The sequence below is a fragment of the Microbacterium sp. 4R-513 genome (genome assembly GCF_011046485.1).
Taxonomy (GTDB): Bacteria; Actinomycetota; Actinomycetes; order Actinomycetales; family Microbacteriaceae; genus Microbacterium.
The window spans coordinates 2,505,290-2,525,449 of sequence record NZ_CP049256.1; the positions used below are offsets into that span (position 1 = coordinate 2,505,290).

Genomic DNA, 20,160 nt, shown 5'->3' on the forward strand with positions numbered 1-20,160 from the left:
CCGGCACCGGCCGGCGCCACGCAGACCCGGCCCTGACGGGTCGACTGCCGTGCCGCTACGCTGGCGCGATGGGGTTCGGCACGCTCGTGCGGGCGACCTCGGCGGTGGTGCTCGTGGTCGGTCTCGCGGCCGCGCCTGCCGCCGTCCCGCCGGTCGCGGCATCCGTCGACGCAGCGGTGTCCGGAGGCGTCGACGACTTCCGCTACGACTCCCTGGACGGCGACTACTGGCTCGTGCGATCGGTCGACGGCGAGTCCCAGCTCTACACGACCGAGACGATCGTCGCGCGGTTCCCCGACTTCGACCAGAACAAGGGCATCGTGCGGCGGCTGCCGCTGACGGAGTCGGGCATCGACCTCGGCACCGCGGTCGTGAATGTGACGGGAGCCGGTGGCGAGCCGATCCCGTGGTGGACGGAGCAGGACGACGAGAACGTCTACGTCCTGACGGGCGACGACTCGTACGTGCACGGGGCGCAGACCTACGTCATCTCGTACACGATGCACGACGTCGTGCTCCGGTATGCCGATACGGGTGCTGACGAGTTCTACTGGGATGTCCTGAGCACCGACCACGCGCAGCCGTTCGGCTCCGTGACCGGGCGCGTGCACGTCGCCGGCGACGCGGCCGACGGCCTCATGGCCGGGCGAACCTTCTGCTACCGGGGACCGGAGGGCTCGACGCAGCAGTGCAAGCTGGCGGGGCCCGAGCCCGACGCGGCCTGGCCCGACGACGTGGCCGCGTGGGCGCTCTCGAAGAGCGGGAGGGATGCCGAGGCATCCGCTGTCGTCTTCACGACGAAGGAGGGCGGCCTGCGCCCCGAGCAGGGCGTCACGGTCGCGATCGGCTTCGCGCAGCGCACCTTCGCCGCGCCGACCCCGCCGCCCCCGCCGCCGTATCCGTGGTGGGAGTGGATCCTTCCTGGCCTCGGGCTCCTGGCGGGCTTCGGGGGTCTCGCCTTCCTCCTTGTCATGAAGGCCGTGCTGCGGCGCAATCCCGACCGCGATCCGGTCATCGTGCAGTACACGCCCCCCGTCGACGAGTCGCCGACCCTCTCGGCCGGAGTTCTCGGCGTGCCGGCGCGCGCACTCGCTGCGCACGTCGTCGACCTCGCGGTGCGGGACAAGGTCGAGATCACGGCGAAGGGCGACCGCGCCGACCCCGATGACTTCAGCGTCGTCCTGCGCGATGAGTCGGGGCTCGAGCACGACGATCGACGCATCGTGACGACGCTGTTCGGGAAGGATGCCGAGCCCGGCGACCGCGTCGATCTCGGCCAGTTCGCGAGCGATCCGCCCGTGCGCGCCGTCACCTACGTCCGGCGCATCGACGACGCGACCGTCGACCGCGGCTACCGCAGCAAGACGCCCGGCTGGATCGGCGCCGTCCGGGGTTTCGTCCAGTTCGGCGGCCTCGTCGTCGCGATCGCCCTGCTGTTCTTCGTCGACGCGGTGCCGTCGGTCCTCTCGGACCTCGGGGCGCTGGGCGGCTGGATCTACACGCTGTCGATCGTGAGCGCCATCGGCGCATTCGTCGTGCTCCCCTTCATCGGACTGCCGAAGACGACGCTGACGCTCGCGGGCGGAAAGCACAGGACCTATCTGGAAGGCATTCGCCAGTATCTGCAGCTCGCGGAGGAGGACCGGCTGCGTGCGGCGCAGTCGCCGCGGTCCGCAGACCTCGTCTCATCCGGCCGGCGCTCCTATCTCGACGCGCCGAACCGACTCGGGGCCGACGTGGTGAACCTGTACGAGCGGCTCCTGCCGTACGCCGTGCTGTTCGGCATGGAGCGCCAGTGGATGGACGTCATCCGCGCTTCGACGCCCGCGGTGGTCGACACGACCTCCCGCCTCGCCCTCTTCGACTCGCTCTCGTCGCAGTCCCTGCGCGACGCATCGTCCTCGATCGGCCGTCTGGCCGTCACCCCCGCCTCCAGCGGCACCTCATCGAGCTCGTCCAGCTCGTCGTTCTCGAGCAGCTGGTCGTCGTCGGGGGGATCCAGCGGAGGGGGCTTCTCCGGCGGCGGCGGTGGGGGCGGCGGCTTCGGCGGTCGGTGAGGCGGCAGTCGCGGCATCCGTGGTCCATCCGGCGCCGGAGCGCACCGCGGGCCGCCCCTAGACTCGCTGGGTGGCCAAGCTCTACTTCCGCTACGGGGCGATGAACTCCGGCAAGTCGACGTCGCTTCTGCAGGCCGCGTACAACTACGAGGAGCGGGGCCAGCACGTGCTCCTCGCCAAGCCCGAGATCGACACGAAGGGCGCCGACGAGATCTCCAGCCGCCTCGGGGTGACCCGCAAGGTGGACTTCCTCGTCGGCCCCGACGACGACCTCCGCGCACTCTTCGCCGAGCACCGGAGGCGCCTCGTGCGCGACGCGGCGGGAACCCTCGTGCCCGAGACGAACGACCATCCCGTCGACGTGGGCTGCCTTCTGATCGACGAGGCGCAGTTCCTCACGCGCGCCCAGGTGGACGACCTGCTCCGGATCGTGGTGCTCGACGGCATTCCGGTCCTCGCCTACGGCATCCGCACCGACTTTCAGACGCGTGCCTTCCCGGGGTCGCTGCGACTCATGGAGCTGGCGCACAGCCTGGAAGAGCTCAAGACGATCTGCCGGTGCGGACGCAAGGCGCTCTTCAACGCGCGGCTGGTCGGCGGGCGGTTCGTCTTCGAGGGCGACCAGGTCGCGATCGACGAGCTGTCGACCGAGCGCGTGACGTACGAGGCGCTGTGCGCCGACGACTACCTGCGGGAGTCCGGCGGCCGGCTCGGCTGATGCGCGCTACGCCGTCGCTGCAGCGCTCCTGCGGCGGGGCGGCAGCGGCACGAGCATCGAGGTCGTGCGCCGGTAGTCGGCGTACTCGGGATACTTCGAGGCCGAGATCGACTCCGTGAAGATCGTCGAGCCGATGAACAGCACCGTCAGGAGAGCCGGGCCGACGATCGTCCCGTTGATCGCGCCGCCCCAGAATCCGAGGCCGGATGCCACGGCTGCCGTCGCGCCGATGGCGTAGAACGCCCACCACTGCGCCTGCTCGAAGAAGAAGTTCGGGTGGCGGCTGAAGCGGAAGAGCCCCGTCGTGACGAAGCCGGGGTGCAGCTGCCCTCCGGCGGCCTGCTTGGCGCGGTGGAAGTTCCACTGCTGCTGGTCTGCGATGGTCTCGCCGACGAGGAACGCGACGAAGAGGGCCGCGAACGCGGCATCCCATCCCGTCAACGGCGCCGGGTTCTGCCAGGCGATGTAGGCCGGCAGGGAGATCAGCACGAGCAGGGCGTTCTGGTACAGCACGATGAACAGCACATTGAAGAGCTGGAACTGCCAGCGCTTCATGCGGCCGCGGAGGATGGCCCAGCGGTAGTCCTCCATCCCGGTGTAGCCGCCCTTGCGGGCGAAGTTGAACGTGAGCCGCGCACCCCACGCGGTCACGAGCAGCGCCATGACGACGAGCCGCCCCGCGTTCTCGCCCTCGATGAGGGCCGCGCTCGCGAAGATCCAGACGTAGACGACGGGCACGATCGACCAGATGCGGTCGACCCACGAGGTGTCCTTCGTGACGAGCGATGCGATCCAGCAGAACGCGCACGTCACCGCGGCGACGATCAGGACGAGGGTGAGGGGATCCATGGTCAACAGATTACGGCGGCCTCGGCGAGTGAGCGGGGAGCCTCGGCCCCCTCCTTTGCGTGGTCTGACCACGCGGGTGTAGTGTGGTCGGACCACATCGACGAGGAGTGCTCGTGGTCGCAGAAGCCGGCATCGCGCCCGCCCGTGCCTGGCGTGTCGTGCTCGAGAGGATCGAGACCGATCTGCTCGAGGGCCGGCTCGCCGCGGGCGATCGGCTTCCCCCGAGCGCGAGCTCGCGACGACCCTCGGGGTCGGTCGCTCGAGCGTCCGTGAGGCGCTGCGCGTGCTCGAGGTCATGGGTCTCATCCGCACGGGCACGGGTTCGGGACCCACGTCGGGCGCCATCATCATCGCGACGCCCCGCGGCGGGCTGGCCGCTCTCCTGCGGCTGCAGGTCGCCGCGCAGGGCTTCCCGCTCGCCGACGTCGTCTCGACGCGCCTGCTGCTCGAGGAGTGGGTCGTCGCGACACTCGCCGCCGACGGCTCGCACGACCTGTCCGACGTGCGCGCGACGCTCGCCGCGATGGACGACCGCGGGCTCACCGCCGAGGAGTTCCTCGCGCTCGACGCGCAGTTCCATCTCGGCCTCGCCGAGGCATCCGGCAATGCCGTCGTCTCCGCCTCGATGGCAGGACTCCGCACGGCGATCGAGTCCTACGTGCAGGCAGGCGCCACGCGCATCCAGGACTGGGATGCCGCGGCCGACGGCCTGCGCGACGAGCATCGCGCCATCGTCCAAGCGATCGACGCGGGGGAGTCCGACCTCGCGCGCTCGCTCGTCCACGACCACATCACCGGCTATTACGCGGCTGCGGGCCTGACCCGCGGCTGACGAGAGGAATTCCCATGGTCCAGCGACAGCTGCCCGTCCCGTCGGAGCTCTTCGAGCTCATGAAGTTCAAGGTCCCCGACCTCAACGGCAAGCGGCGGCGCCTGTCGAGCGCCCTCACGATCGCCGACCTCCGCCTCATCGCCAAGCGCCGGACGCCCAAGGCCGCCTTCGACTACACCGACGGCGCTGCCGAGGGCGAGCTCTCGCTCTCACGGGCGCGGCAGGCGTTCGAGGATGTGGAGTTCCACCCGAGCATCCTGCAGCCCGCCGAGAGCGTCGACATGTCGACGACCGTGCTGGGTGGCCCTTCGGCCCTGCCCTTCGGCATCGCGCCGACCGGCTTCACGCGCCTCATGCAGACAGAGGGTGAGATCGCCGGAGCATCGGCGGCGGGGGCCGCCGGCATCCCGTTCACCCTTTCGACGCTCGGCACGACGTCGATCGAAGACGTCAAGGCGGCGAACCCGAACGGGCGCAACTGGTTCCAGCTGTACGTCATGCGCGATCGCGAGATCTCGTACGGCCTGGCCCGGCGCGCTGCGGCGGCGGGCTTCGACACGATCATGTTCACCGTCGACACGCCGGTCGCGGGCGCCCGCCTGCGCGACAAGCGGAACGGCTTCTCCATTCCGCCGCAGCTCACCCTCGGCACGATCATCAACGCGATCCCGCGGCCCTGGTGGTGGATCGACTTCCTCACGACCCCCAAGCTCGAGTTCGCCTCGCTCTCGACGACCGGCGGCACGGTCGGGGAGCTTCTGGATGCCGCGATGGACCCGACGATCAGCTACGAGGACCTCGCCGTCATCCGCGACCTGTGGCCGGGCAAGATCGTCATCAAGGGCGTGCAGAACGTCGAGGACTCCAAACGGCTGATCGATCTCGGCGTCGACGGCATCGTCCTCTCCAACCACGGCGGGCGTCAGCTCGACCGCGCGCCGATCCCGTTCCACCTCCTGCCGAACGTCGTGCGCGAGGTCGGCAAGGACGCGACGATCATGGTCGACACCGGCATCATGAACGGCGCCGACATCGTGGCATCCGTCGCCCTCGGCGCGAAGTTCACGCTGATCGGCCGCGCGTACCTCTACGGCCTCATGGCCGGTGGGCGCGCGGGTGTCGACCGCACGATCGAGATCCTGCGGAGCGAGATCGAGCGCACGATGAAGCTCCTCGGCGTCGCGTCCCTCGAAGAGCTCGAGCCGAAGCACGTGACGCAGCTGACCCGGCTCCTGCCTCTCGCGGGCGCGCCCGCCGAGGCGACGGCGGGAGGCGCGCCGCGCGTCCGGGTCTGACCTCGCACCCGTGCGCTGGCGCCGAACCCACACATCCGTGCACCGACCCACCTATCGACACCGTCCGAGTAGGTCGGCTCGAGCGCGGATGAGTGGGCTCGGCCGCAGTGGGCCGCGCGTCAGGCCGCTTCGGGCGCGCGCTCTGGCAGGGTCGGGATGAGCGTGTCGAGGAAGTCGGCCGTCTCCTCCCAGCCCTCGACGGCGTGGCACTCGACGCCCATGGCGAGAACGGGGTAGTCGTTGCCGTCCGGGTCGAGGCGGTCGCCGACGAAGAGCATGTCGTCGAGCGGGATGCCGGTCTGCTCGGCGAGCTGGCGCATGCCGTACGCCTTGTCGATGCCGCGGTGGGTGATGTCGACGCTCGTCGAGCCGCCCGAGCGCACCTCGAGGTCCGGGATGCGCGCGGCGATCGCGGCACGCAGGGTGTTCTTCTTCTTCCCCGTCGGATCCCACGCCTTCTTCGCATCGAGGGGCGCACGCTGGCCGAGGGCCGAGAATGTGATCTGGGAGCCCCTGTCCTCAAGGATGTCGCCCCAGGTCTCGGACTCCCAATAGCCGAGTCGTCGGGCCTCCTCCTCGACCGCGGCGAGGGCGCGGGACTTCTCGTCATCGGTGAGGGAGTGCGCGTACACCGTCTGGATGCCGTCCGGCGTCAGACGGTAGTACTGCGTGCCGCACGTCGGGAGCAGGTGGAAGTGCGCGAGCGCGTCGGCGGGCACATCCGGAAGCCTGTCGACGACCTGGGAGGTGAACTGGGCGAGCTGGCCGCCGGAGATGATGGCGACCTCCACTCGCTCCGCCAGCGCGACGAGCAGGTCGCCGATGCGCGGGTCGATGGGGCTCTTCGATGGGGCGAGTGTGTCGTCGAGGTCGAACGCGACGAGGCGGGGGTGCGGCATCCGTGCTCCTGTCTCTTGATACGCGAAAGGCTCCACCGATGATGGTGGAGCCTCTCTGCTGTCGGGGTGACAGGATTTGAACCTGCGGCCTCTTCGTCCCGAACGAAGCGCGCTACCAAGCTGCGCCACACCCCGTGGCAACCCCCCTAGCCTACCTGATCCGGCAGCATGCTCCGAACCGGGAAGAGCCCATCAGGCCTGTGGCAGGAGGGTGATGAGGGATGCCTCGGGGAAGCACGCGAACCGCACGGGGGCGTAGATCGAGTGCCCGAGTCCCGCGCTCACGTTGAGGGGGGATCGTGCGTCCGCCACGTGACCACTCGCTGAGTCCGCGCGACTGGCGCAGCGGGATGTCGCAGTTGGCGACGAGCGCGCCGACGCCCGGGATCCGCACCTGGCCGCCGTGCGTGTGCCCGCCGAAGATCATGTCCGCGCCCAGCGCGGTGAATGCGTCGAGCACGCGGCGGTAGGGAGCGTGGGTCACGCCGATCGTGAAGTCGGCGTCGCCGTCGTTCGCTCCGCGCACCTCCTCGATCTGGTCCGGGAGCCCGTCGAGCCGGTCCCAGTGCCGATGCGCGTCGCTGACCCCGAAAGCGTCGACGCGCAGCCCGGCGACGTCGAGCGAGGTGGCGGCGTTGTTCAGCTCCGACCAGCCGAGGTCCTCGGTCAGGAACGCGTCGAGCGCCTGGGTGTCCAGCGGCTCCGAAGTCACCTTGTGCTTCGACGGGCCGGTGAAGTACTTGAGCGGATTGCGCGGCGCAGGAGCGGTGTGGTCGTTCGATCCGTGGACATACACGCCCGGGATGCCGCGCAACGGCCCGAACGCACGTCGCAGGCCGCGCAAGCCCTCCTCGTGACCGAGGTTGTCACCCGTGTTGACGATGAGGTCGGGCTCCAGGTCTGCGAGGCCGGCGATCCACCGCTGCTTGCGCCGCTGCCACGGCGCCATGTGGGCGTCCGAGAGGTGCAGGACCTTGATCGGCGAGGAACCCGGGGGAAGGATGCTCACCTCGTGCCGGCGCAGCGTGAAGAGATAGCGCTCGATGCCGACGCCCCACGCCGCCGCGCCGACGGCGAGCGCCCCCACCGCGCCGAGCGCGGTGAGGGCGGTGCGTGCTCCACCGGTGGTCGTCACCGGCTGCAGTGCTCGCTCTTGTAGTCGACGTTGATCTGGGCGTTGCGGTTGACCACCGACCCGCCCGGCGGGTTGGTGCCGGTCGCCGTGCCGTTGCCCTTGACGCCCGCCTCCTCGGTACACGCGCCCGGCTGGACGTTGCCGAATCCGAGCGACCTCAGGTAGCTGATCGCCTCGCTGACGGACTTGCCCGCGACGTCGCCGGGAACCGTCACGCCCGCGCCGTTGCTCGGGTTGATCGTGACGGTCGTTCCGCCCGCGACCTTTCCGGCCCCCGGGTTCTGCGCCGCAACGGTGCCCTCGGCCTGCGAGGAGTCGATCGCGTCGCCCACCGCGACTTCGAAGCCGGCGTCCTTGAGCTTGGCCGTGGCCTCGTCGATCGAGAGGCCGACGACGTTGGGAAGGTCGGTGAGGATCGACTTGGTCAGGTTCTGGTCGGGCTGCGGGAAGCGGTCGCCGCCGTAGACGGAGTTCGCCGCCCGTTGGATGACCGGGGCGATCTTGTGCCGGATCTGGCTCAGCTGCGTGCCGTTGAAGCGCTGCTTGCTGAGTGAGGCGAAGCCCGTCGTGTTGCCGACCCACACCGCGGTGGCGACCTTGGTGGACGACTCCACCATCCACGTCTGGTCGTCCTCGTTCGTTCCCGTCTTGCCGAGAACAGGTGTGCCGTCGCGCGGGTTGGAGGCGGCGCCCGTGCCGGAGCCGTTCATGACGCCCTGAAGAGCGTAGGCGGCGGTGGCTGCGATGCTCGGATCGAGAACCTGCGTGCACGTGGTGGCGGGGATCGGCAGGTCGTTGCCGTCCGCGTCGGTGACGCGGTCGATCGCCTTCGGCTGGCAGTAGATGCCGTTGTTGGCGACTGTGCCGAAGGCGCCCGCCATGGCGAGCGGGGAGACGGCGTTGGAGCCGATGACGGAGAAGAGGTTGTCCATCTTGACTTCTTCGCCGTTGCCCTGAGTCACGCCCATCTTCGTGGCGACGTTCTTGATGTCGCACAGGTCGAGCTTCTCGGCCATGGCGAAGAAGCCCGTGTTCAGGGACGCCGCAGTGAACTGCATGGGCGTGCCCACGAATCCCGGCGCCTTGCCGAAGTTGTTGACGATCTCGTTCTTCGTGTTCACCCACGGCGAGCCACACGAGTTCGCGACCTTCTTGAAGGCGCGCGCCCGGCCGTTCAGCACCTCGTTGAGCGAGTGGCCCTTCTCGAGCCAGTCGACGAGGGTGAAGAGCTTGAAGGTGGAGCCCGCGGCGAACCCGCTCGAGCTGCCGTACTTCTGATCGGCCGCGTACACGAGGGATGTGTACGCGTGATCAGCCTGGGTGAGCGCCTGGTCCTCGCTGAAGTTCTTGTTCTGGACCATCGCCAGGACGCGACCGGTTGTCGCCTCGACGCTGACGGCGGCGGATCCGAACTCCATGTTGGCGATGGCAGGGGGAGCGGACTTCGTCATGATGTCCTGCGCCGGCTGCTGAACGCGCATGTCCAGCGTCGTGTAGATCTTCAGTCCGCCGCGCTGGAGGGCCTTCTGCCGCTCCTCCGGCGTCGCGCCGAAAGCAGGGTCGGTCTTGATGATGTTCTTCACGTACTGGCAGAAGTACGCCACCTCGCCGGCCGCCGCGCAGCCAGTCTTGGGGGGAGTGATGACGGGAGTGATCGGCTCCGCGACGGCGGCGTCGTGCGCCTCCTGGGTGATCTTCCCGTCGGCCAGCAACCGGTCCAGCACGTAGAGCTGGCGGTCCTTCGTGAGCGCATACCCGTCGGCCGCGCTGTTGATCGGGTTCCCGTCCTTGTCGGTCGTCGAGCCGTTGGGCTTGTCGATCCGGTACGCGTTGGGGTTCTGCACCATGCCGGCGAGAGCGGCGGACTGCCCCAGGGTGAGATCCTTCGCGGCGACGTTGAAGTAATACCGGGCCGCGGCATCCACTCCGTAGTTCGTGCCGCCGAAGCCGGCGATGTTGAGGTAGCCGAGAAGAATCTCGTTCTTCGAGTATTTCTGCTCGAGGGCGATGGCGTAGCGCATCTCCTGGAGCTTGCGCTGCAGGCCCTTGTCGCCGACGGCGGTGGTCGCCTCGACGTAGCAGTTCTTCAGTTCCTCGTCGGTCGTGGCGTTGCTCTCGCAGCGCTGGACGAGGATGTTCTTGACGTACTGCTGGCTGATCGAGGATCCACCGCGCGTGTCGCGGCCACGGACGTTGTCGAGCACGGCGCTGACAGTGCCGACGAGGTCGACCCCGCCGTGCTTGTAGAAGTTCTTGTCCTCGCTGGACAGGATCGCGTCGTACATGACGGGCGCGATCTGGTCGAACGCCACGGGGGAGCGGTTCTGGTCGTAGAACTTCGTCAGCTCGACGTCGGCGCCGGCCGGATCCTTGTAGTAGATCGTCGTCGGCAGCATCAGCTTCTCGATCTCGAGGACGCTCGGCAGATTGTCGAACATCGTGATCGCGCTGGATGCCGCAGCCCCGGACAGGGCGATGGCGGGAGTGACCGTGGCGGTGACGAGGATCCCCGCGACAGCGCTCAGGCCGACGAGGCCGGCGAGACCGCCGAGCACACCGCTAGCCGTCCGATTCTTTACAGGCATAGGGTTGATCGTAGGGGAATTACCTGGCAGATCCCTTGACGGAGCGCCGCGCTCAGGCATCCGATCCATGCGTCATCAGGGCTTTCCTCGTTCACGCACCTCGACCCCGGCAGGAGCCGCAGATGACCACGTGGGAGTACCTCACCACACCCCTCCTCATCCACAACACCGCAGCGATCCTCAACAACTGGGGAAAGCAGGGCTGGGAGCTCGTGCAGGTCGTGCAGGGTCCGGAGGGCGGTCTGGTCGCCTACTTCAAGCGTCCCGTCGGCGGCGGCGGTGCCAACGCGGGACTCGACGCAGCCGCGGTCGCCGCGAAGCAGTTCGAGGCGTGAGCGGGGTGCGCGTCTCGTCCCGCCTGGCCGAGCTGGGCATCGACCTCCCCGAGGTCGTTCCGCCGGTCGCTGCGTATGTGCCCGCCAAGGCCCACGGCGACCTCGTCTACACCGCCGGACAGCTGCCGATGGTCTCGGGCTCGCTTCCCGCGACGGGAAAGGTCGGTGACGGCCACGGACTCGTTCCGGCCGGGGACGCCAAGGGCTACGCGCGCCAGTCGGCGCTCAACGCCGTGGCCGCTGCCGCGGCGGCCGTCGGGGGAGTGGACCGCCTCACGGGCGTCGTCAAGGTCGTCGGGTTCGTGGCATCCGTCCCCGAGTTCACCGGTCAGCCGGGCGTCATCAACGGCGCGAGCGAGGTGCTCGGCGAGATCTTCGGTGACGCCGGACGCCACGCGCGATCGGCCGTCGGCGTCCCCGTACTCCCGCTCGACAGCCCGGTCGAGGTCGAGGTCGTCTTCAGCTTCGAGTGATCCGCGTCTCCTACGACGGACAGACGGATGCCCCGGCCGCTGCGGCCGGGGCATCCGTCGTCTCAGGCGGTCCTCGCCCGGATCACTTCACCTGCGCGCTGATGACCGACATCACCGCGGTGTCGGCGAGGGTCGTCGTGTCGCCGACCTCGCGTCCCTCGGCCACGTCGCGCAGCAGCCGGCGCATGATCTTGCCCGAGCGCGTCTTGGGCAGCTCGCCCACGATGTAGACGTCGCGGGGACGCGCGATGGGGCCGATCTGCTCGCCCACCCATGCCCGGAGGCCCTGCGCGAGCCCCTCGGCCGAGTGCTCCTTGAGGTAGCTCTCCTTGATGATCACGAAGGCGACGACGGCCTGGCCCGTCGTCTCGTCGGAGGCTCCGACAACGGCCGCCTCGGCGACGGCCTCGTTGCCGACGAGCGACGACTCGATCTCGGTCGTCGACAGGCGGTGACCCGACACGTTCATGACGTCGTCCACGCGCCCGAGCAGCCAGACGTCGCCGTCGGCGTCGAGGCGTGCCCCGTCGCCCGCGAAGTAGAAGCCCTGCTTCGCGAACTTGTCCCAGTACGTCTCCTTGAAGCGCTCGGGGTCGCCCCAGATGCCGCGCAGCATGCTCGGCCACGGCTCCGTCACGACGAGCAGGCCGCCGTTGCCGTTCCCGACGTGCTGGCCCTCCTCATCGACGACATCGACCGAGATGCCGGGGAGAGGAACCTGCGCGCTGCCCGGCTTGGTCTCGGTGACGCCCGGGAGGGCCGAGATCATGATGGCGCCCGTCTCGGTCTGCCACCACGTGTCGACGATTGGCGCCGTCTTTCCTCCGATGATCTTGCGGTACCAGATCCACGCCTCGGGGTTGATGGGTTCGCCGACCGAGCCGAGCAGACGAAGCGACGACAGGTCGAACTGCTTCGGGATCGCGCGACCGATCTTCATGAAGGAGCGGATGGCCGTGGGCGCGGTATAGAGGACGGTGACGCCGTACTTCTGCACGATCTCCCACCACCGGCCGGGATGCGGAGTGTCGGGGGTGCCCTCGTAGAGCACCTGCGTCGCCCCGTTGGCGAGCGGGCCGTACGTCACGTAGGTGTGGCCGGTGATCCACCCGATGTCGGCGGTGCACCAGTACACATCCTTCTCCGGATGGATGTCGTGAACGACCCTGTTGGTGAACGCGGACTGGGTCAGATAGCCGCCCGACGTGTGCAGGATGCCCTTCGGCTTCCCCGTGGTGCCGGAGGTGTAGAGGATGAAGAGCGGGTTCTCGGCCGGGAAGGCCTTCGCCTCGTGCTCGTCCGAGGCCTGGGGAACGACGTCGTGCCACCAGATGTCACGGCCCTCGGTCCACTCGACGTCGTTGCCGCCGCGCCGGACGACGAGGACCTTCTCGACGGTCTCCTGGACTCCGGAGCCGTTGCGGTCGGCGAGAGCGAGGTCGACGGCCGGCTTCAGCGGTGAGACCTTCCCCTTGCGGTAGCCGCCGTCCGCGGTGATGACGACTCGTGCGCCGGCGTCGTCGATGCGCGAGCGCAGGCTGTCGGCCGAGAACCCGCCGAAAACGACGGAGTGGATGGCTCCGATGCGGACGACCGCCAGCATCGCCGCGATCGCCTCGGGGATCATCGGCATGTAGATCGCGACGCGGTCGCCCTCACCGACGCCCAGGTCTTCCAGCACGTTCGCGAGGCGCTTGACCTCGTCGGTGAGCTCCGCGTACGTCACGCGGCGCTCGTCGCCGGGCTCGCCCTCCCACAGCAGCGCGACGCGGTCGCCGTTCCCGGCCTCGACATGCCTGTCCAGGCAGTTGTACGCGACGTTCAGCTCGCCGTCCGCGAACCACTTCGCGAACGGCGGGTTGGACCAGTCGAGCGCTTCCGTGAACGGCTTGTGCCAGTGGAGGATGCCGCGTGCCTGGTCGGCCCAGAACGCCTCGCGATCGGCTGCGGCCTCTTCATACAGTGCCGCCGTGGCGACGGCGTCGGCCGCGAACTCGTCGGGCGGCGCGAATCGGCGGGTCTCGTCGAGGAGGTGGTCGATCTGGCTGCTCATGCGGCGCGCTCCTTTGCGGGCGGGTGACGGAGGGTCGGATGCCGCAAGCAATCTACTTGCGGCTGACGACCCTCACTACCTCCGATAGTGGGTGGGTCGAAGATGTGAGAACTCTCATCGATATATCACCCGAGGCGTGTTCGGGTTTGTTTGGAAGGTTGCGTGGAGTTGCGTATGCTCATCCACGGCCGAACATCGATTCTGGCATTGCGGCACCCGACGCACCCCCCGAACTGCGGTGTCGCGCGTGGCGGCATCCCATTCCCCCCATGGGATGCCGCCCCTGTTTTCGGGCCCATTCTCGGGTGAGGTCGACGGCGTCGGCCGCGCCTTCCTCCACAGGGCCGGCCCGGGCGGGGGTTGTGCACGCGGGCGCCGGATCGGCCGGACACCCGTATCCGCCGCGCCTAGCTTCGTGGCATGCCCGAGCCGTTCGTCGTCAGCCCGCGCGGAGCCAGTGCCCCACAGGCGCCGAGTCGTGCCGGGGCGACGGAGATCGCCGCCGGCATCGACCCGCGCGGCGGGGCTGACCGGTTCACGGTTCAGCCGGCGCAGGACGCGCGGGGCGACGGTGGAGCTGTATCCGCTGAGGGGTCCGGCGCCCGCCACTTCCCGCCCGCGCTGCGCTCGGCATCCCTCCCTCCCGCCCTCGACCCGCTCGCGGACATCCTGGACGATCCGGAGGTCACCGACCTCTTCGTCAACGGAGCCGACGGCCTCTTCGTCGATCGCGGGAGCGGAGCCCAGCGCAGCACGAGCTGGCGGGCGTCAGAGGAGGACGTGCGGGAACTCGCCGTCGCGCTCGTCGGGGCAGGCGGGCGGCATCTGGACGATGCCGCGCCCTGCGTCGACGTGCGGCTCGAGGGAGGCATTCGCGTGCATGCGGTCCTGCCGCCGATCTCATCATCGGGAACGGTCATCTCCATCCGTGTGCCACGGCTCCAGACGCCGACGCTCGATGCCCTCGGTGAGCGAGGGATGTTCGACGCCGGCGTGCGGGAACGACTCGACGCGGCGGTCGCGCAACGCGAGAACCTCCTCGTCACGGGTGCCGCGGGGGCGGGGAAGACGACTCTCCTCGCCGCCCTTCTCGGGCGCGCCGCTCCTTCCGATCGCATCGTCACGATCGAGGACGTGGCAGAGCTGCGACTCGACCATCCGCACCACGTGCGGCTGGAGGCGCGTCAGCCGAATCTCGAGGGCGCCGGCGGGATCGGCCTCGCGCGCCTCGTGCGCGAGGCGCTCCGCATGCGGCCCGATCGGCTGGTCGTGGGGGAGTGTCGGGGCGACGAGGTGCGGGAGCTTCTCGCCGCGCTGAACACGGGGCACGACGGTGGGGCCGGCACGCTGCACGCCAACGGTCTGCACGAGGTGCCGGCGCGCCTCGAGGCGCTCGGCGCGCTCGCCTTACTCGACGACCGGGCGCTCGCCCGACAGGTCGTGAGCGCGATCGGGATCGTGCTCCACGTGTCCCGTGACCGCGATGGCATCCGGCGACTGTCCGCGATCGGCCGGCCCGTCCTGGGTTCCGACGGCCGCCTCGCGATGGAGGAGGCGACGTGAAGGTGCTCCGCGCGAGAGCGACCGCGGCGACGGCGGCGGACGTCGCGACGACCGTGCTGCGGCTCGCCGTCCTGCTGCAGGCCGGGCTCGCACCCGCCCGCGCCTGGGCGCTCACCGCCGAATCGGGAGACCCCGTCGCGGTGCGGGTCCGGGCAGCGCTCGAGGCGGGGGAGAAGCTCCCCGACGCGATCGTTCGCCAGGGCGGCGCGTGGACGAGCGTCGGCGCGGCGTGGACCATCGCGACGACGGTCGGCGCTCCGCTCGCCGATACCCTCCGCGGTATCGCGTCGGCCCTGCGCGATGCTCAGGAGACGGCTGATGACGTCCGTGTCACGCTCGCCGAGCCGGCGGGAACGGCGCGGCTCATGGCGTGGCTTCCCCTCGTCGCGATCGCCCTCGGCGCGGCACTCGGATTCGACACCTTCGCGACGCTCGTGACGAACCCTCTGGGGATCGCGTGTCTCGCTGCCGGCGCCTTCCTGATCGTTGTCGCGCACCGTTGGACGGCCGTGCTCGTCCGCAGGGCGCAGCCCGATCCCGGAATCCCCGGTCTGGATGCCGAGCTCCTCGCGATCGCGCTGTCGGGCGGTGCGTCCATCGAACGAGCGCGTGTCGTCGTCGCCTCTACGGGCGCCGGGGAGCCGGACGCCGGGGTCGACGATGTGCTGCATCTCTCTCAGCGGGCGGGTGTCCCCGCGGTCGAGCTCCTCAAGGCGACCGCCGCTCTCGCACGTCACCGGGCGAGGGTCGAGGGCCGCCTGCGCGCGGCGCGGCTCTCGTCGCGGCTCCTGCTGCCCCTCGGGGTCTGCACGCTTCCCGCGTTCCTCCTCCTCGGCGTCGCTCCGATGCTCCTCAGCGTCATGTCCACGATGTCGATCTCGCTCTGATCTCGGCGCCCTCGACGGGCGACCCACCGCCGTGCCCATCCACCCCATCCACCCCAGCCAAGGAGACCCAGATGTCGATTCCCCGACTCACCCGCCGCCGTTCGGCCCATCTCTTCACCGACGACACCGGAGCCGCGACCGCGGAGTACGCCATCGCCACGATGGCGGCCGTCGCCTTCGCGGGCCTCCTGGTCGTCATCATGCGGTCCGACGAGGTTCGCGGCATCCTGACCGACCTCGTTCACCGCGCCCTCACCGTCGCATGATCCGGAGGCGGCTCGGTGACGACCGCGGATCGGTCGTCGCCGAGTTCGCCGTGGCGCTGCCCGCTGTCGTGCTCGTCCTGGTGTTCTGCGCGGGTGCCCTTGCCGCGGCTGCGCGGCACGTGCGTCTTCAGGATGCCGCGGCCGACGCCGCTCGGATCGTCGCTCGCGGCGAGCCGGACGCGGCCGCGGGCGCGGTGGTCGCCCGGGCTGTGCCGGGGGCGTCGGCAGCCGTGCACGGTTCAGGCGACTTCGTCTGCGTCACAGCGTCGGCGCCGGCCGGCATCGCGCTCGTAGAGCTGTCGGCGACGTCGTGCGCGCTCGCGGGCGGCCTCTGATGCCGGGCAGCATCCTGAGCGTCGCCGTCGTCGCCGCGGCCGCAGCCGCATCCGTCGGCCTGTGCGCCGTCGGAGCGGCGGCGGTGGAGGGGCAGCGCCTCGCGGGGACCGCAGACGCGGCGGCTCTCGCCGCGGCCGATACGGCCTCCGGAGCGGCTTCGGGCGTCCCGTGCGAACGGGCCGGAGAGGTGGCGTCCCTCGCGGGCGCCGAGGTCGTCGAATGCGACCTCGACGGCCTCATCGCGACCGTCACGGTGGCGGTTCGCTTCGCGGGTCTGGAGGTGGCCGCGTCGGCACGCGCCGGGCCCCCGCCCTGACCCTCGCGACCCCCGATCACCGGGAGCACCGGGAATACCGGCACCCCCTCGCTTCGTTCCGGCTGGGCATCCTCACAGCGTCCATCCGTGGGAGCGGTGTGTATGGTGTGCTTCGAAGAAAGGACGCCTCACGTTGGCAGATGGCAAGAAGCTCGTGATCGTCGAGTCCCCCACGAAGATGAAGTCGATCCAGGGGTATCTCGGCGACGGCTACGAGGTGCTCAGCTCGGTCGGGCACATCCGCGATCTCGCGAGCAAGAAAGAGATCCCGGACGACAAGAAGCAGGCGTACGGCAAGTACTCGATCGACGTCGAGAACGACTTCGACCCCTATTACGTCGTGAACGATCGCAAGACCAAGACCGTCGCCGAGCTCAAGCGCGCACTCAAGGGAGCCGACGAAGTCCTGCTCGCGACCGATGAGGATCGCGAGGGCGAGGCCATCGCGTGGCACCTCCTCGAGGTGCTGAAGCCCAAGGTCCCCGTGAAGCGCATGGTGTTCCACGAGATCACGAAGGACGCCATCAAGGCGGCCGCCGAGAACACGCGCGAGCTCGACCTCGCGCTCGTCGACGCACAGGAGACCCGCCGGGTGCTCGACCGCCTGTACGGCTGGGATGTCTCGCCCGTGCTGTGGCGCAAGGTGGGAAGCGGCCGCGAAGGATCGACGCTGAGCGCCGGCCGCGTGCAGTCCGCCGCGACGCGCATGGTCGTCGACCGGGAGCGGGAGCGCATGGCGTTCAAGTCGGCGTCCTATTGGGACGTCGAGGCTCTCGCCACCAAGCGGCAGGAGGCATCCGCGTCCTTCACGACCCGCCTCGTCCGCGTCGACGGCGCTCCGCTCGCGCGGGGAACGGACTTCGACGACCTCGGCGTCCTGAAGAAGGCCGTGCTCGTCCTCGACGAGGCGGCGGCACGGGCGCTGTCCGACGCGGTCACCGCGGCGGCCCAGGCATCCGTCACGAATCTCGAGTCCAAGCCGGGCACCCGCAGTCCCCGGGCCCCCTTCACGACCTCGACCCTCCAGCAGGAGGCGGGTCGCAAGCTCTCGATGAGCGCCAAGCACGCCATGAGCGTCGCGCAGCGTCTCTACGAGAAGGGGTACATCACCTATATGCGCACCGACTCGACCGCTCTCTCGAAGCAGGCGGTCGAGGCTGCCCGGGCGCAAGCAGTGACGCTGTACGGCGAGAAGGCGGTCCCGCTCAACCCGCGGGTCTATCGCAACAACAGCAAGAACGCCCAGGAGGCGCACGAGGCGATCCGTCCCTCGGGCGAGGACTTCCGCACGCCGTCCTCGGTGTCGTCGGAGCTCGACCGCGACGAGCAGCGCATGTACGACCTCATCTGGAAGCGGACCGTCGCGAGCCAGATGTCGGACGCCAAGTACGAGACGACGACCGTCACCCTGGCGGTCGACGCCGCCGGTCAGCGCGCGGAGTTCTCGGCATCCGGAACCGTGTACACCTTCAAGGGCTTCCTCGAGGCCTATGAAGAAGGACACGACGAGAAGCGCGGCGATGCCGACAAGGCCGATGACCAGTCGCTTCCCGTCATGGCGGTCGGCGATGTCCTGCGCCTCACGGACGTCGAGCCCAAGGGGCACGCGACGAGCCCCAAGCCCCGGTACACCGAGGCGAGCCTCGTGAAGGCGCTCGAGGAGAAGGGCATCGGCCGTCCCTCGACGTTCGCGAGCATCATCGACGTCATCCTCGACCGCGGCTACGTCAGCAAGCGCGGGCAGGCGCTCGTGCCGAGCTGGCTCGCATTCAGCGTGGTGCGGCTGCTCGAGCAGCACTTCGCCGATCTCGTCGACTACGACTTCACGGCGGGCCTCGAGGACGACCTCGACGCCATCGCCCGCGGCGAGCAGAAGCGCGGGGCGTGGCTGCACGACTTCTATTTCGGCTCGGACGCGCAGGTGGGTCTTCGGAACATCGTCGAGAACCTCGGCGAGATCGACGCCCGCGAGCTCAATGCGACGCGGATCACGGATGCCGCGACCCTCCGCTTCGGCAAGTACGGCCCGTACCTCGAGGTCGTCGACTCCGCGAACCCCGAGGCGGAGCCGCGTCGGGTCAACATCCCGCCGGAGCTCGCGCCCGACGAGCTGACCGCCGAGAAGGCGCAGGAGCTCATCGACGCGCCCGTCGCCGGCGACCGCGTGCTGGGTGAGAATCCCGAGAACGGCAAGCTCGTCGTCGTGAAGGACGGCCGGTACGGCCCCTACGTCCAGGAGACCGATCCGGTCGATCCCGATTCGGTTGATGCGGCGACCGGCGAAGTCGTCGAGGCCGAGGCGCCGAAGAAGCGCGGCGCGAAGAAGGAGCCGGCGCCCAAGCCGCGCACCGCCTCGCTCTTCAAGTCGATGTCCGTCGACACGATCGACCTCGACTCGGCGCTGCAGCTTCTGTCGCTGCCGCGCGTGGTGGGGACCGACCCGGAGTCGGGCGACGTCATCACGGCGCAGAACGGTCGTTACGGTCCGTACCTCAAGAAGGGGACGGACTCGCGCACCCTCCAGAGCGAGCAGCAGATCTTCGACATCACCCTCGAAGAGGCGCTCGCCGTGTACGCGCAGCCGAAGTACGGCGCGCGCGGCGCATCCAGCGCCCTGAAGGAGTTCGAGGCCGACCCGACGAGCGGCAAGCCGATCAAGGTGAAGGACGGCCGCTTCGGGCCCTACGTCACCGACGGCGAGACGAACGCCACGATCCCGCGGGGCGAGACCGTCGACGACGTCGACTTCGCGCGGGCGGTCCAGCTGCTCGCCGACAAGCGCGCCAAGGGCCCGGCACCCAAGCGCACGACGGCGCGCAAGACCACGACGACGCGCAAGGCGCCGGCCAAGAAGTGACCGACGCGACGGTTCCGGCGGCTCCACGCGACGCGCGGCCGCCGGGCGGCCTCTTCATCACGTTCGAAGGCGGCGACGGCGTCGGCAAGACGACGCAGGCCGCACTCCTCGACGACTGGCTGGCCGGGCGCGGCCGCGCGGTCGTGCGCACCCGCGAGCCGGGCGGCACCGACGTCGGGGTCCTGATCCGCGACATCGTGCTGCATCACCGCGGCGACGTCGCGCCGCGCGCCGAAGCGCTCCTCTACGCCGCCGACCGTGCCCACCACATCGCGACGGTCGTCCGCCCCGCCCTCGAACGCGGGGAGGTCGTCATCCAGGACCGCTACCTCGACTCGTCCGTCGCCTACCAGGGCGAAGGCCGGCAGCTCGAAGCCGAGCAGATCCGGGATCTCTCCCTGTGGGCCGCGGGCGGACTGCTGCCCGACCTCACGGTGCTCCTCGACCTCGACCACACCGCGGCCCGTCGGCGCCTCGACGCCGATGACAAGCCGTTCGATCGCCTCGAGGCCGAGCGCGAGGAGTTCCACGACCGGGTCCGCGAACGCTTCCTCGCGATCGCCCGCGAGGAGCCCGACCGGTTCCTCGTGCTCGACGCATCGCGACCCGCCGCCGACCTCGCTGCCGACATCCGCGCCCGCGTCGAGACGCTGCTCACAGGGGTCTCGGCCGCACGGGGAAGCGTCGGAGCGCACGGTTAGGCT

General features: G+C 69.7%; 16 protein-coding genes, 1 tRNA gene and 2 pseudogenes. 13 read left to right on the plus strand and 6 right to left on the minus strand.

The window, feature by feature from the left end; translation table 11 throughout:
- The first annotated feature begins 68 nt into the window (after positions 1 to 68).
- Together G5T42_RS11005 and G5T42_RS11010 are read left to right on the plus strand one after the other, a co-directional pair.
- Complete coding sequence (locus tag G5T42_RS11005; protein ID WP_165128493.1) at positions 69 to 2,057, plus strand: DUF2207 domain-containing protein; 1,989 nt, start codon at positions 69 to 71, stop codon at positions 2,055 to 2,057.
- Positions 2,058 to 2,127: 70 nt separating this feature from the next.
- Positions 2,128 to 2,775, plus strand: coding sequence for a thymidine kinase (locus G5T42_RS11010; protein ID WP_165128495.1), 648 nt, complete (start codon positions 2,128 to 2,130; stop codon positions 2,773 to 2,775).
- A 6-nt stretch (positions 2,776 to 2,781) separates the two neighbouring features.
- On the opposite strand, the gene G5T42_RS11015 is transcribed toward G5T42_RS11010, so the two are convergent.
- Positions 2,782 to 3,624, minus strand: a complete 843-nt coding sequence (locus G5T42_RS11015; RefSeq protein WP_165128497.1) for a DUF1295 domain-containing protein — start codon at positions 3,622 to 3,624, stop codon at positions 2,782 to 2,784.
- A 131-nt stretch (positions 3,625 to 3,755) separates the two neighbouring features.
- On the opposite strand from G5T42_RS11015, the pseudogene G5T42_RS11020 reads away from it, so the two are divergent.
- Together G5T42_RS11020 and G5T42_RS11025 are read left to right on the plus strand one after the other, a co-directional pair.
- Positions 3,756 to 4,456 (plus strand): annotated as a pseudogene (locus G5T42_RS11020) (FCD domain-containing protein).
- Positions 4,457 to 4,470: 14 nt separating this feature from the next.
- Positions 4,471 to 5,751, plus strand: a complete 1,281-nt coding sequence (locus G5T42_RS11025; RefSeq protein ID WP_165128499.1) for an alpha-hydroxy acid oxidase — start codon at positions 4,471 to 4,473, stop codon at positions 5,749 to 5,751.
- A gap of 119 nt (positions 5,752 to 5,870) precedes the next feature.
- Here the strand turns inward: G5T42_RS11025 and G5T42_RS11030 are convergent, their stop codons facing one another.
- The 4 genes and pseudogenes from G5T42_RS11030 to G5T42_RS11045 all read right to left on the minus strand — a co-directional run bounded on the left by G5T42_RS11030 (position 5,871) and on the right by G5T42_RS11045 (position 10,370).
- On the minus strand, positions 5,871 to 6,650 hold the full coding sequence (locus G5T42_RS11030; protein ID WP_165128501.1) for an HAD-IIB family hydrolase: 780 nt from the start codon (positions 6,648 to 6,650) through the stop codon (positions 5,871 to 5,873).
- A gap of 61 nt (positions 6,651 to 6,711) precedes the next feature.
- A tRNA-Pro gene (locus G5T42_RS11035) sits at positions 6,712 to 6,785 on the minus strand.
- A gap of 57 nt (positions 6,786 to 6,842) precedes the next feature.
- A pseudogene (locus tag G5T42_RS11040) lies at positions 6,843 to 7,785 on the minus strand (metallophosphoesterase).
- Positions 7,782 to 10,370: a transglycosylase domain-containing protein gene (locus tag G5T42_RS11045; protein WP_165128503.1), complete on the minus strand. Its 2,589-nt coding sequence runs from the start codon at positions 10,368 to 10,370 to the stop codon at positions 7,782 to 7,784. The pseudogene G5T42_RS11040 and the gene G5T42_RS11045 overlap by 4 nt, the downstream one beginning before the upstream one ends.
- Positions 10,371 to 10,492: 122 nt before the next feature.
- Here G5T42_RS11045 and G5T42_RS11050 point away from each other — a divergent pair, with 122 nt between their 5' ends.
- A complete protein-coding gene (locus tag G5T42_RS11050; RefSeq protein ID WP_165128505.1) occupies positions 10,493 to 10,705 on the plus strand; it encodes a hypothetical protein in 213 nt (70 codons plus the stop codon).
- A gap of 5 nt (positions 10,706 to 10,710) precedes the next feature.
- The gene (locus G5T42_RS11055; protein WP_165130202.1) at positions 10,711 to 11,178 is read left to right on the plus strand and encodes a RidA family protein; all 468 of its coding nucleotides are present in this window, start codon (positions 10,711 to 10,713) and stop codon (positions 11,176 to 11,178) included.
- Positions 11,179 to 11,260: 82 nt separating this feature from the next.
- Here the strand turns inward: G5T42_RS11055 and acs are convergent, their stop codons facing one another.
- The gene (gene acs, locus G5T42_RS11060) at positions 11,261 to 13,231 is read right to left on the minus strand and encodes an acetate--CoA ligase (protein WP_165128507.1); all 1,971 of its coding nucleotides are present in this window, start codon (positions 13,229 to 13,231) and stop codon (positions 11,261 to 11,263) included.
- 420 nt (positions 13,232 to 13,651) lie between these two features.
- Between acs and G5T42_RS11065 the strand changes: the two genes are divergently transcribed.
- The 7 genes from G5T42_RS11065 to tmk all read left to right on the plus strand — a co-directional run bounded on the left by G5T42_RS11065 (position 13,652) and on the right by tmk (position 20,157).
- The gene (locus tag G5T42_RS11065) at positions 13,652 to 14,794 is read left to right on the plus strand and encodes a TadA family conjugal transfer-associated ATPase (protein WP_165128509.1); all 1,143 of its coding nucleotides are present in this window, start codon (positions 13,652 to 13,654) and stop codon (positions 14,792 to 14,794) included.
- Positions 14,791 to 15,681: a type II secretion system F family protein gene (locus G5T42_RS11070; RefSeq protein WP_165128511.1), complete on the plus strand. Its 891-nt coding sequence runs from the start codon at positions 14,791 to 14,793 to the stop codon at positions 15,679 to 15,681. Before G5T42_RS11065 ends, G5T42_RS11070 begins: the two co-directional genes overlap by 4 nt.
- A gap of 71 nt (positions 15,682 to 15,752) precedes the next feature.
- Positions 15,753 to 15,947 carry a DUF4244 domain-containing protein gene (locus G5T42_RS11075; RefSeq protein ID WP_165128513.1) on the plus strand — a complete coding sequence of 65 codons (195 nt, stop codon included), beginning with the start codon at positions 15,753 to 15,755 and terminating at the stop codon, positions 15,945 to 15,947.
- Positions 15,944 to 16,282, plus strand: a complete 339-nt coding sequence (locus tag G5T42_RS11080) for a TadE family type IV pilus minor pilin (RefSeq protein ID WP_165128515.1) — start codon at positions 15,944 to 15,946, stop codon at positions 16,280 to 16,282. The genes G5T42_RS11075 and G5T42_RS11080 overlap by 4 nt, the downstream gene beginning before the upstream one ends.
- Positions 16,282 to 16,599, plus strand: coding sequence for an Rv3654c family TadE-like protein (locus G5T42_RS11085; RefSeq protein WP_165128517.1), 318 nt, complete (start codon positions 16,282 to 16,284; stop codon positions 16,597 to 16,599). Before G5T42_RS11080 ends, G5T42_RS11085 begins: the two co-directional genes overlap by 1 nt.
- Before the next feature lie 133 nt (positions 16,600 to 16,732).
- Positions 16,733 to 19,456, plus strand: a complete 2,724-nt coding sequence (topA, locus tag G5T42_RS11090; RefSeq protein ID WP_165128519.1) for a type I DNA topoisomerase — start codon at positions 16,733 to 16,735, stop codon at positions 19,454 to 19,456.
- Positions 19,453 to 20,157, plus strand: coding sequence for a dTMP kinase (gene tmk / locus G5T42_RS11095; RefSeq protein ID WP_165128521.1), 705 nt, complete (start codon positions 19,453 to 19,455; stop codon positions 20,155 to 20,157). The genes topA and tmk overlap by 4 nt, the downstream gene beginning before the upstream one ends.
- Positions 20,158 to 20,160: the final 3 nt, after the last annotated feature.

What these genes read in the sequence shown, in the direction of transcription:
- G5T42_RS11025 (WP_165128499.1), top strand. Translation starts at nt 4,471, where the DNA reads ATGGTCCAGCGACAGCTGCCCGTCCCGTCGGAGCTCTTCGAGCTCATG.
- G5T42_RS11075 (WP_165128513.1), top strand. Translation starts at nt 15,753, where the DNA reads ATGTCGATTCCCCGACTCACCCGCCGCCGTTCGGCCCATCTCTTCACC.
- G5T42_RS11080 (WP_165128515.1), top strand. Translation starts at nt 15,944, where the DNA reads ATGATCCGGAGGCGGCTCGGTGACGACCGCGGATCGGTCGTCGCCGAG.
- G5T42_RS11030 (WP_165128501.1), bottom strand. Translation starts at nt 6,650, where the DNA reads ATGCCGCACCCCCGCCTCGTCGCGTTCGACCTCGACGACACACTCGCC.
- G5T42_RS11015 (WP_165128497.1), bottom strand. Translation starts at nt 3,624, where the DNA reads ATGGATCCCCTCACCCTCGTCCTGATCGTCGCCGCGGTGACGTGCGCG.
- G5T42_RS11050 (WP_165128505.1), top strand. Translation starts at nt 10,493, where the DNA reads ATGACCACGTGGGAGTACCTCACCACACCCCTCCTCATCCACAACACC.
- acs (WP_165128507.1), bottom strand. Translation starts at nt 13,231, where the DNA reads ATGAGCAGCCAGATCGACCACCTCCTCGACGAGACCCGCCGATTCGCG.
- G5T42_RS11065 (WP_165128509.1), top strand. Translation starts at nt 13,652, where the DNA reads ATGCCCGAGCCGTTCGTCGTCAGCCCGCGCGGAGCCAGTGCCCCACAG.
- G5T42_RS11085 (WP_165128517.1), top strand. Translation starts at nt 16,282, where the DNA reads ATGCCGGGCAGCATCCTGAGCGTCGCCGTCGTCGCCGCGGCCGCAGCC.
- G5T42_RS11045 (WP_165128503.1), bottom strand. Translation starts at nt 10,370, where the DNA reads ATGCCTGTAAAGAATCGGACGGCTAGCGGTGTGCTCGGCGGTCTCGCC.
- G5T42_RS11005 (WP_165128493.1), top strand. Translation starts at nt 69, where the DNA reads ATGGGGTTCGGCACGCTCGTGCGGGCGACCTCGGCGGTGGTGCTCGTG.